This is a genomic window from Coleofasciculus sp. C1-SOL-03, from assembly GCF_040220555.1.
GTDB lineage: Bacteria > Cyanobacteriota > Cyanobacteriia > Cyanobacteriales > Coleofasciculaceae > Coleofasciculus.
Map to the genome: position 1 here is coordinate 1 of NZ_JAVJUO010000199.1, position 10290 is coordinate 10290.

Genomic DNA, 10290 nt, shown 5'->3' on the forward strand with positions numbered 1-10290 from the left:
AACTACAAACTAGGTTGTACGACGGGCGGCGAATGTTTATGGCGCTAAAGCGCAACTACAAACTAGGTTGTACGACGGGCGGCGAATGTTTATGGCGCTAAAGCGCAACTACAAACTAGGTTGTACGACGGGCGGCGAATGTTTATGGCGCTAAAGCGCAACTACAAACTAGGTTGTACGACGGGCGGTGAACGTTTATGGCGCTAAAGCGCAACTACAAGCTTTTTTAGCAAATCTGTTTCTGTTTAAAATCAACAAAATCTCGAATTTTATCAAGTAATTCATTTTTGTCCATTTCTTTTTTGTTAAACTTCAAGATAAAACTTGTTGCTGACTGCTTTAAGGTTTTGATAAATTCATCCAATTCGGCTACCCAGATTGTTTTATCCTTATAAGAAATTTGCAGTCCTTGCAATACCTGTGTAAGTCTCAATGCATGGGGTTCTTCTGCTATGTCAATTACTAAACTGTTGACTGATGTTATATTTTTGGCTCCAGTGATTAAGGCGTCGAACCAAGAATCTAAATAAGTTGATTCTTCTTGAATTGTTCGATCGCCATCGCTAATTACAATATCGCCCACTGGATCTATGGGATCGATGCCGCCTTCTTCATCGAGTTTCCATTCAATTTTCATCGTTTTTACCTATCCCTAATATGTACAGAACGTAACCGACCTAAAGAATTGAGAACAACTCGAACTCTAATTTGCTGTCCTCCTAAATTTACATCTTGTTCAAAAATTTCTCTGTCTCCCGGATTGCCAATTAAGTTGTCTGGACGACTCGCAATTTGCTGACCAAGCTGGAGAACATCATCAAAAGTTATAGAAGGATCATAACTTTGGAAGTTTGGCAAGTGCTTACTGATATGTTTTAGATTTTTCTGGCTAATGTTTTCTGATGGATTAACAATTTCACCTGAACCTCACTCTGTTTAAATTTAGATATTAAATCTATTCGTTAATTATAGTAGAAGTCTGAAAAATAGGGGGGAAGTCCTGGTAAGAGTAGATATCAAGCGCAGCTTGACTTCCAATACCCACCCATTAACAATGGGCGAAAAAGCAGATACCATAAATCAAGTGCAGTCTTGGGCGTTCTGTCCTCTGCATAAAAGTCCTCTGCCTTCTGCTTCCTTTTATGACAGACTCTTTATCATTACGCGATCGCTGTTTCCAACTGATTGATGAAATTGTCGCCGCGACGCTGAAAGGAAAAATCCGATCCAAGCGACAGGTTTACCAAACGCTGGCGTCAGGCGTCAGTAGTGGAACCGGGGAAATGTTTGAACGCTGTCTGGATGAACGCCACAGCAGCACTCAGGAACAAATCGATAATCCGGCGAGTGAACTCAAACAGGCTAAAGCGATACGGGCGCAGCGGGCGCTGAATATGATTAGCAGTGAATGGGAACGGGTACAGCAGGAGAATCAGGTGTCTGCGGCGATCGCAACGGCTATCCAGGGAATTACCCAAGCTGATCAGAGTGAACGGTTGAGCGCTTGGTTACGGGCGATTGATCCGAATCGAGAACCTGTCCTGAATCTCTCTCAGTTGGCTCAATTAGCCAAAACCCTTCAGCAGGAAGCATCCGCTAGTTCTGACAGCGATCGCGCCAGGGAACTTGAACAGCTAGCCCAAGGAATTACTGGGGGGTTAGCCGCTTGGGGCAATTTGGAAAGCGATTTAGTAAGCTGGATTTATGAGCAAAGTCAGGGTTCCCTGGGATTTGAGGAACTCGCTGAACAACGGGGACCTTGGGGACTCTGGGCAAAAAAGGTGAATCGTCCTCTACCTAAGTCATTGTTTCAAGCGCTGGCGTATAATCAACCCCTCGATGAATGGATTCGCCAACAGCCAACGTTAGAACTGGATACTTGGGTGGAATTAACCGTTGTTCTGCAATGGTTACAACGTCGGTTAGTTCAGTGGTTTGATCAACGAGTCTATAACTCCAAAATGGGGGCGAGACTCTCGATTTCTACGTTTATTGTATTTGCGGTAATCTGGTCACAAATTGCCCTTGCCTTAAATCAAGCAACGGTTCCCCAACGAGAACGTTTGGTGGATAGTTGTTTTCAGGCGACGTTGCAAATTCTCCGCACCTTTGCCCAACGGGAATATTTTCCTTTATATGGCGGTGTTTTTGCCTCCTTAAGTGGGAATTATCTACGGAATGCGATGGATTACCTGGATGAACCGTTGCGGCGTGTCGAGGGAACCGAAGAGAAAGCCCGAATTCTCACCTTATTAGGTTATTCTCAACGGGCGCAAGGTCGATATGATCGGGCGATACAATTCCATGAACAAGCCTTAGAGATTGCCCGTTCAGCGAGCGATCGCGTGTGTGAGATTGCTAATTACAATCATTTAAGCCGAATCTGTGTGGCACAGAAAAATTATACCGAGGCAATTAATTATAGCCAACGGGCATTAATCTTAGCACGGCAAGCCGGGGATAAATTAGGCGAAGCCAACGCCTTAGCGAATTTAGGCTATAGTGAGGTCTTTCAAGCCCAACAGCAAGCCCTTGATCCTGATGTCTACGAAAGCGCCATCATGTACCTGCAACAAGGGCGGCAATTATTAGAACGATTAGGCGATCGCCAAAGTCAAGCCCTGTGTTTATGTAGTTTGGGGATTGCTTATGTGGTTATGCAACAACCCCAAGAGGCAATTACTTATTTAGAACAAGGGTGGCAAGCGGCGCAATTTTCTGGGGATTTGTATTTGCAGGGACTTAATTTAGCGTACTTGGCGCAAGCCTACTATCAGTTACAAAACTGGATTAAAACGATTTACACAGGCAGCTTGGGCGGATATTTATTGGAGCAGATTGGTACAGAAGACTGGCGCAAAGCCGTGGGATTACTGACGATTTTGCAAGGGCAATTGGGAGGAAAAATATTCCAAGAAATCCTCCAGCAGCAACGGTCAAAAATTATTCCTTTAATTGGGGTAGATGGGTATGATTACCTGCCAGAATTATTGGAAAAATATCGAACCTCAATGTGATAGGACAGACAAATGACAAATGACAAATGACCAATGACTAATTATGATATTAGGGTTTGACCCAGGACGAGATAAATGTGGTTTAGCCGTGAAAGGCAAAGACCAAGAGATTTCCTATCATCAAGTGATACCATCCGATCAGGCGATCGCAACCATTAAAAAGTTATCTCAGCAGTTTTCCATTGAGACAATTGTCATGGGGAACCAAACCACCTCGAAGCAATGGCAAGGGAAAATTCGTGAAGCCATTTCCGCCACGGTTCCCATTGTCTTAGTCGATGAACGTTATAGTACATTAGAAGCACGCGATCGCTATTGGCAAATGTATCCCCCCAAGGGACTCCAACGCCTGATTCCCCCAGGGATGCGCCAGCCGCCTCGACCGATTGATGATATTGTCGCTATCTTGTTGATTGAGCGTTATTTACAAACTCAGATCTAAAAATTAGTCAGGGCGGGTTTTGAACAAACGTTATCATCAATAGCGATACCAGAGTCCCTAAACCCGCCCCTACAAACTCAGACCAAAAAATTAGGTCAGGGTGGGTTTTGAACAAACATTATCATCAATAGCGATACCAAAATCCCTAAACCCGCCCCTACAAACTCAGACCAAAAAATTAGGTCAGGGCGGGTTTTGAACAAAGGTTATCATCAATAGCGATACCAAAATCCCTAAACCCGCCCCTACAAACTCAGACCAAAAAATTAGGTCAGGGCGGGTTTTGAACAAAGGTTATCATCAATAGCGACACCAAAGTCCCTAAACCCGCCCCTACAAACCATGTTTCCTCGAAAGCTGTGAAGGGTCAACCCTCAACACTCTTATATAGCACTACGCATTCTAGTTAGGACAAATGAAGAAAAAATCCAATCACTCAATCCCTTGTAAGGTAAGCGTTTTTCTTCACTATTGCCTATGAAACACCGAACGAAGCCGAGGTGTTGCCCATTGCCCATTGCCCAGCGCGTAGCGCTATAATTCCGCCCGAATAGTAAACGCATAATCTCCTCCTGGTTCCAACTGGTAATCGCAACGTTCTAAAAATCGACCCAGTGGTTCTTGAATTAAAGCACGTCCCAAAGCAGGTCTGACGACTAACTGACCTTGACGGAAACGCCATTGAAACTGCCACTCATAAGCAGCCGCTTGAACTTCTCCCTCGATTTTGCCCCGTTGCCAAGAGTGCTGGGTAATCCGAACGTAGGCAGTGGTTTCCGGTAAATTCTTAGAACTCACAGCTAAACCTATTCAGCTTAAACATTATTCTGGATGCAGCTTAGGGCGCACAAGTCCAGATTCGAGCATTTTATACTAAACTACCGGAAAATCCGTGATTGTCAACTCTAGAACTGAAACCGTGACCGATGAGTATTTCGAGAAGCTCAATACCAAGTATCCATCAAGACACAGTAAACGATATGGCTGGCTGGGAGAGAAGTGAGTACAATAAACGATGAATCCTCAAATTATTGATAACCATGGGTCAATCTCAGCAATAAAAGTTATGCCGAAAACTCAACCCCCCGTCAAACTGCGCTTGTGGACTATTGAAGAGTACCATCGAATGGCTGAAGTGGGCATTTTGCAACCCGATGAATCGGTTGAATTAATTGCAGGACAGATTATTAAAAAAATGAGTCCCCAAGGAAGTCCTCATGCGGCGTCAATTAGACGCACGGATCGGGTATTTAGTCACCGTTTGACAGAGCAAGTGCTGATCCAGAAGCAACTTCCGATTCAATTAAATGATCGCTCGGAACCCGAACCCAATGTTGCTCTCGTCAGAGTCGATCCCCTAGACTATGCTGACCATCATCCCTTAGCATCCGATATTTATCTGATTATCGAAGTAGCAGATACTAACCTGCAAATCGATTGTCAAATAAAAGCGAGGGATTATGCCCAATCGGGAATTGCTGACTATTGGGTACTTGATCTTAACCATCGACAACTGCACGTTTTTCGTCAACCCACTCCAGACGGTTATCAAAGTGAAGTAATTCTGGCAGAAGATGCGAGTGTTTCGCCGTTGCAATTTCCCAGTTGTACGATTACAGTTTCTGAGCTATTACCGCCAGTGATTGAATCGTAAGTAGATCCAGAAATTGTAGGGGCCCATGGCGTGCGCCCGATTCCCAGAAATTGTAGGGGCCCATGGCGTGCGCCCGATTCAATCAGCCACATTGAATTCCTAAACCCGCCCCTACAATCACGTTGGTGTCCGCCTACACCTAATCTGTGTTACACCACAAGAAGATCTGCAATTTCTATAGCGGATTCATCCCCCTTGCCAAATTCGGTACACTGAAAAAAATAAATAGTATAGGAGGGGATAATGACCCAGAATAATCGCTCCCAATGGGATGCTGGTCGATTTGTCAAAACCTTAGCTTACTTTGAGGTTATCCCTTTTATTAGCTGTTTAAAACGCTTATTTTCAGGTAATACACAACATCATAAACCAAGCCAAAGTGGAGGAAAACGATTGGGTAAGATACTGGTAGCTGGTGCAACAGGTGGCGTCGGGAAGCGAGTTGTGCGGCGTCTGAGGGAACGAAATTATCCGGTACGCGCATTAGTCAGAGATACTCAGCGAGGGCGAGAAATGCTGGGAGATGAGGTGGAACTATTTGAAGCCGATATCACGATCCCCGAAACCTTAACCCCTGCCATGATGGAGGGTATCTCCGCCGTTATTTGTTGCACAGGTGTTCGGGTGCAACCTGTGGAAGGAGATACGCCAAGCCGGGAAAAATATTATCAAGGCATCAAATTCTATATGCCAGAAGTGGTTGATAGTCCCGAAATTGTAGACTATCAAGGGATTAAGAATTTAGTCCAAGTCGCCGCTAATCATCTCGAACCTGGAAAACAACTCATTTTTGATTTCAAAAATCCCTCAGATGACGTGAAAGAAACTTGGGGGGCTGTGGATGATGTCGTCATGGGGGGTGTGAGTGAAAGCTCAATTCGGCTAATTGATCATGCGGCATTATTCAGTGGCACAGTATCTACCAAAAACTCAGGTGGTTTTGTTTCCGTTCGTACCCGTAATTTCGAGCCACCTTTAAATGTAGCCGGATATGAGGGGATGGAACTGCGCGTTAAAGGCGATGGACAGCGTTATAAGTTTATTCTGAGAACAGAATCAAGATGGGATGGGATTTCCTATTGCTACTCCTTTGATACTGAAAAAGATACCTGGATTGATGTTCGCGTTCCCTTTGAGGCGCTAATTCCGGTATTTCGTGCCAAAACTCTCCAGGATGCGGAACCTTTTGATCCGAGTCATATTTACGCCGTGCAATTGATGCTGAGTAAGTTTGAGTATGACGGCGCACTGAATCCCCACTTTGAACCCGGAACATTCTCTTTACAAGTGGAAACAATCAAGGCATACAATGGTCTGACTCTACCTCAATTTATCATGATTAGTTCTGCTGGCGTTACCCGTCCAGGGCGTCCCGGAATTAACTTAGAAGAAGAACCGCCAGCCGTGCGAATGAATGACCAATTAGGCGGTATTCTCACCTGGAAACTGCGGGGAGAAGATGCTGTACGAGAAAGTGGTATCCCCTATACAATCATCCGTCCTTGCGCTTTAACCGAAGAACCCGGTGGTAAAGGTTTAGCCTTTGAGCAAGGCGATAATATCCGAGGGAAAGTCAGTCGAGAGGATATTGCTGAACTGTGCCTTCAGGCGCTAGAACAATCCCAAGCTTGTCATGTCACCTTTGAAGTGAAAGAAGCCGAAACAAGTTCTCCTAATTGGGAGCAGTTATTTGCCAGCCTAAACTAACACGTTTTTAAGAGGTTTGTAGTTGCGCTTTAGCGCCATCAGCGTTGAGCCGTAACTACAAACGCTTGCTCAAAAAGATTACTAATTTAGACCCCTATGCTAAACTCTGTAGAAAACATAATATTATTCTGATAGAAAATTGCGCTCAAGCCTTTACAGGTTCTAAGTATTATGGCTATCCGGATGCCGATATCAGTTTTTTTAGTTTTGGTGCAATTAAGTCTTGCACGGCTCTTGGGGGAGCCGTGGCTCTAGTTGGCAATAAACAACTAGCTAGGCAAATAAAATCTATCGAGCAACAGTATGCGGTAAAAAGTGAGACTTGGTTCTTCAAACGCCTGCTCAAGTATTTAGGTTTGACGAGTTCAAAGCCCTGATGGTGTCTCAACAAGGCGATCGCGAAAGTCGGCTGAGACTTGCCTTTAGCGTTTTTGACGAGGACGGTTCGGGGCATATTTGCGCCAACGAACTGAAAAACGTCATGAGTCGGTTCGGGCTGACAGATGAAGAACTGCAAGAGATGATTAAAGAAGTTGATCGCGATGGTGACGCCTTCATCAACTTTGAAGAGTTTTGCCAGCTTGTTCCTGAACAAAACGAATCCTCGACTGGCTATCATGATTCCCACGTTGAATTCACCGAAGGCGATCGCATTTACCATATCTACAGTATGCTCAAACCCACCGCCCGCCTGTCGGGACTTCATTTGGGACTGCAAAAGTTTTTGGACAGAGGCGACGAACAGGGTATCCAAGAGTTGTGTAAGCTGGCTGACACCTATATTAAGGAGTTAGAAAAGGCTGTTTTAGCAGGAAACTTCCTGCAAGATGCCTACAGCTTTGATCCGACTCTGGAAGATAACGCCCCTTACTTTACTCCCGAAGAAGAGGAGTTTGCTCGCAGCGGCGTTTTTGTTGAGGTTCACTAAGGGAAAACCTCTCTCCTACAAGGAGAGAGGCTTGGAATTTACCACTACCGCAGATTGAAATGTAGTGAACCGAAAAGAGCGATCGCACTTAACTGAAAACAGCGATCGCACTTACTCCACATCCTCAGGTTCAACCCCTAACTCCCGCAATCGTGCTGCTAATCGTTCCGCCCTTTCCCGTTCTGCAACTGCCTCTTCTTCCGGCGTTAAAATCAACTCTCCCTCAAGTGTCATCCACCGCAACCACAAACGGTTAATTCCTCGAAAACTTCCCTGCCATAGTCCTAAACTTAACCCTAACTCCGGCATCAATAACCGATTATCAATCATGTTCATCGGTTCGTAATGACCGCCGACTAACTGAAACGCCTGAACTTCATTGGTATAGCGACTAAACACAATTGAGTACGGAATCCGCAAAATCTGTTCGTAAACCTGCCATTTTGTCGGTGGATTTCCAGGTGTTTGCACCGTTCGACCCAAATCTTCCTCTTGTGTACCGGGAGACAATAATTCTACCACTACATAAGGATTGATTACTTCTTGCCACACCACATAACTTAAGCGTAAATCCCGCCCTTCATACAATCGAGGTGTTCCCACTACCCCAAACCAATCGGGGCGTTTGTACCACTGAGGATGGTTCACATCATAGTAAAGATTTAAATCACAAGCCGAAAATACCAACTCTGGATTCCAGTTAGCGGGTTGAAAGGTAAGAAATAACAATAAGGGTTGTAAAAAATGAAACTCGTCTGGCAATCCAGGTTCCTCCGGGTTGTCACTCGGTAAATCATACATCGTGGGTAAGGTTTGCCGAGGTGGAAGGGGGGGATCAGTTTGAGTGGGAAGGTTAACCATAAGTTAGTGGAAACTATGAAAGGCGGCTTTTAATTACTTCTAGCTCATCAAAACACTTTTGGACAATATCCTTGTTGTGAGAATAATGTTCTCTAGCAGTACGATTTAATTTTTCTAATCCTCTTAAATACCTAGCTGTCATACTTACTCCAAATAGAAATACATAAGCATCCTCCAAATCACGCCACTTATTTTTTCGGGAAATCTTTTTGACATACGATCTACGGATTGTATGGAGAGAACCCTCATTGTCACCAGAACTCTCTAATTCTTGAGTTTCTTGTTGTTGAACAGCATAATCATTCACCCAATGCAAAGCAGCATAGAAACACATAATAACAGCCCAATCCGGAAAGCCTTGTTTAGCGGCAATCGCCGTTTGTTCGTTAAACTCGGCTTGTTTACGGTAGACAGTAGGATTGCACATAGCTAGATGCCACCACACTGTTATCTTTCAGGTTATGTTCAAATTCCCCAACCATCTGAACGCCAAATAACCAACTCTCATTATTGGTAATGTCTGATAATTTCCATTCAGCATCAATCACTAAGGATATTGATTTTTGCAAAAGTTCTCCGTTATCTGGAGAGTCAATATCAGCAGGCATTATCTCAAAAATGACTTCGTGTAAATCAATATAATTCTTTGCTATAGCTCTTACTTGCTCAACATTTGGGAATTTAAGCAACATTTGCACAACTTCTTGGATTACAGTTAATCCAGCATCTCTTTCTGACTGATATTTCGTCGTTACTCCTGGCAACTGATCTATCCTTTCATCCCCTTTAAATAATTTGAATAGCTCTAGCTTGCGTTTTTCTTTATTTTGTTCAACTGTGTAAAATACTAAGGATATAAAACTTTGTATGGTTTCGGGGAAACTAGGAACTACTCTCCGATAGTAATCATCTTGTAGATTACCCCTAAGAATTGACTGTTCGTTTAAATATAACCGTCTAGCCATAGATTCAGTCATGACTTGCAGTTCAACGGGAAGATAATTCCAGTTGGCATCAACAATCCTTGCTATAGACTGAATATTTTTTATCAACCTCCAGCAAATTTTCTGATAAACTGGAGTAACTCGATTTAAAATTATCTTTTTATCTGAGCAACTTTCTGTTTGTTCTATCTGGATTTCACTCCATCTTTTAACCTTATCAATACGTTTAGCAATTCGATCTAAAATCCTAAATTCTCTGGTCAGCTCATCAATAGCAGCAATCGCCTTACTTAGGATAACATCTAAACTAGAACCCTCAGACTGCGCCAGTTCAGTATAAAATTCTGCTATTCCTGCTTTTCCCGAAGGCGATGCAAGAAAATGTTCTAAAGATTGCCGAGCGAGTTGGATTTCTTGAAGCTCGTTTTCTTGATCAGGACTTAGAGTGACAAAACTCATCTTCTATACCTCAAGTGCTTTTAGTATCTGATCAGGCAAAGGCAATTACACTAAGTTCTTTTCGTATTTAGTAACCCTTAAAAAGATTTTCTCATTCTTCATAGATTCGTCCTGTCGAATAGCAATACATACAGTATACTGGATTAAGTAAGTGCATTGTGAGGTCGAGCAATGGTTAAACCCAAAAAGCCTAGGGGAGTACAGCAAATGCTGCTACACCCAGACAAGGAAACAAAAGCCATTTTAGAGTACCTGTGCGAACAATCGGGGAAACTCTA

11 protein-coding genes are annotated in these 10290 nt (G+C 43.7%); 6 read left to right on the plus strand and 5 right to left on the minus strand.

What is annotated here, in order from left to right; translation table 11 throughout:
- Window positions 1-226: 226 nt before the first annotated feature.
- Window positions 227-637, minus strand: coding sequence for a hypothetical protein (locus RIE73_RS30820; protein ID WP_446404794.1), 411 nt, complete (start codon window positions 635-637; stop codon window positions 227-229).
- 505 nt (window positions 638-1142) lie between these two features.
- On the opposite strand from RIE73_RS30820, the gene RIE73_RS30825 reads away from it, so the two are divergent.
- Window positions 1143-3017 carry a tetratricopeptide repeat protein gene (locus RIE73_RS30825; protein ID WP_446404795.1) on the plus strand — a complete coding sequence of 625 codons (1875 nt, stop codon included), beginning with the start codon at window positions 1143-1145 and terminating at the stop codon, window positions 3015-3017.
- A 43-nt stretch (window positions 3018-3060) separates the two neighbouring features.
- Window positions 3061-3459: a pre-16S rRNA-processing nuclease YqgF gene (locus tag RIE73_RS30830; RefSeq protein ID WP_446404796.1), complete on the plus strand. Its 399-nt coding sequence runs from the start codon at window positions 3061-3063 to the stop codon at window positions 3457-3459.
- Between the two features lie 534 nt (window positions 3460-3993).
- Here RIE73_RS30830 and RIE73_RS30835 read toward each other — a convergent pair.
- Window positions 3994-4257, minus strand: coding sequence for a DUF3146 family protein (locus RIE73_RS30835; protein ID WP_446364933.1), 264 nt, complete (start codon window positions 4255-4257; stop codon window positions 3994-3996).
- A gap of 217 nt (window positions 4258-4474) precedes the next feature.
- Here RIE73_RS30835 and RIE73_RS30840 point away from each other — a divergent pair, with 217 nt between their 5' ends.
- The 4 genes from RIE73_RS30840 (at window position 4475) to RIE73_RS30855 (ending at window position 7748) form a co-directional block, all read left to right on the plus strand.
- The gene (locus tag RIE73_RS30840) at window positions 4475-5113 is read left to right on the plus strand and encodes a Uma2 family endonuclease (protein WP_446404797.1); all 639 of its coding nucleotides are present in this window, start codon (window positions 4475-4477) and stop codon (window positions 5111-5113) included.
- A 243-nt stretch (window positions 5114-5356) separates the two neighbouring features.
- Window positions 5357-6820: a CIA30 family protein gene (locus RIE73_RS30845; protein WP_446404798.1), complete on the plus strand. Its 1464-nt coding sequence runs from the start codon at window positions 5357-5359 to the stop codon at window positions 6818-6820.
- Window positions 6821-6864: 44 nt separating this feature from the next.
- Window positions 6865-7197, plus strand: a complete 333-nt coding sequence (locus RIE73_RS30850) for a DegT/DnrJ/EryC1/StrS family aminotransferase (RefSeq protein WP_446404799.1) — start codon at window positions 6865-6867, stop codon at window positions 7195-7197.
- Complete coding sequence (locus RIE73_RS30855) at window positions 7197-7748, plus strand: EF-hand domain-containing protein (RefSeq protein WP_446404800.1); 552 nt, start codon at window positions 7197-7199, stop codon at window positions 7746-7748. Before RIE73_RS30850 ends, RIE73_RS30855 begins: the two co-directional genes overlap by 1 nt.
- A 111-nt stretch (window positions 7749-7859) precedes the next feature.
- Here the strand turns inward: RIE73_RS30855 and RIE73_RS30860 are convergent, their stop codons facing one another.
- Genes RIE73_RS30860 through RIE73_RS30870 form a run of 3 tightly spaced genes read right to left on the minus strand, consistent with a single transcriptional unit; the run spans window position 7860 to window position 10012 of the window.
- Window positions 7860-8609: a Uma2 family endonuclease gene (locus tag RIE73_RS30860; RefSeq protein ID WP_446404801.1), complete on the minus strand. Its 750-nt coding sequence runs from the start codon at window positions 8607-8609 to the stop codon at window positions 7860-7862.
- Window positions 8610-8622: 13 nt separating this feature from the next.
- Complete coding sequence (locus RIE73_RS30865; RefSeq protein WP_446404802.1) at window positions 8623-9036, minus strand: hypothetical protein; 414 nt, start codon at window positions 9034-9036, stop codon at window positions 8623-8625.
- Complete coding sequence (locus tag RIE73_RS30870) at window positions 9011-10012, minus strand: hypothetical protein (protein ID WP_446404803.1); 1002 nt, start codon at window positions 10010-10012, stop codon at window positions 9011-9013. Before RIE73_RS30870 ends, RIE73_RS30865 begins: the two co-directional genes overlap by 26 nt.
- Window positions 10013-10290 lie beyond the last annotated feature (278 nt).

Bases quoted from the DNA above. Each gene is read 5' to 3' on its own strand.
- RIE73_RS30840 (WP_446404797.1), top strand. From the start codon at position 4,475: ATGAATCCTCAAATTATTGATAACCATGGGTCAATCTCAGCAATAAAA.
- RIE73_RS30830 (WP_446404796.1), top strand. From the start codon at position 3,061: ATGATATTAGGGTTTGACCCAGGACGAGATAAATGTGGTTTAGCCGTG.
- RIE73_RS30825 (WP_446404795.1), top strand. From the start codon at position 1,143: ATGACAGACTCTTTATCATTACGCGATCGCTGTTTCCAACTGATTGAT.
- RIE73_RS30845 (WP_446404798.1), top strand. From the start codon at position 5,357: ATGACCCAGAATAATCGCTCCCAATGGGATGCTGGTCGATTTGTCAAA.
- RIE73_RS30865 (WP_446404802.1), bottom strand. From the start codon at position 9,036: ATGTGCAATCCTACTGTCTACCGTAAACAAGCCGAGTTTAACGAACAA.
- RIE73_RS30855 (WP_446404800.1), top strand. From the start codon at position 7,197: ATGGTGTCTCAACAAGGCGATCGCGAAAGTCGGCTGAGACTTGCCTTT.
- RIE73_RS30820 (WP_446404794.1), bottom strand. From the start codon at position 637: ATGAAAATTGAATGGAAACTCGATGAAGAAGGCGGCATCGATCCCATA.
- RIE73_RS30860 (WP_446404801.1), bottom strand. From the start codon at position 8,609: ATGGTTAACCTTCCCACTCAAACTGATCCCCCCCTTCCACCTCGGCAA.
- RIE73_RS30870 (WP_446404803.1), bottom strand. From the start codon at position 10,012: ATGAGTTTTGTCACTCTAAGTCCTGATCAAGAAAACGAGCTTCAAGAA.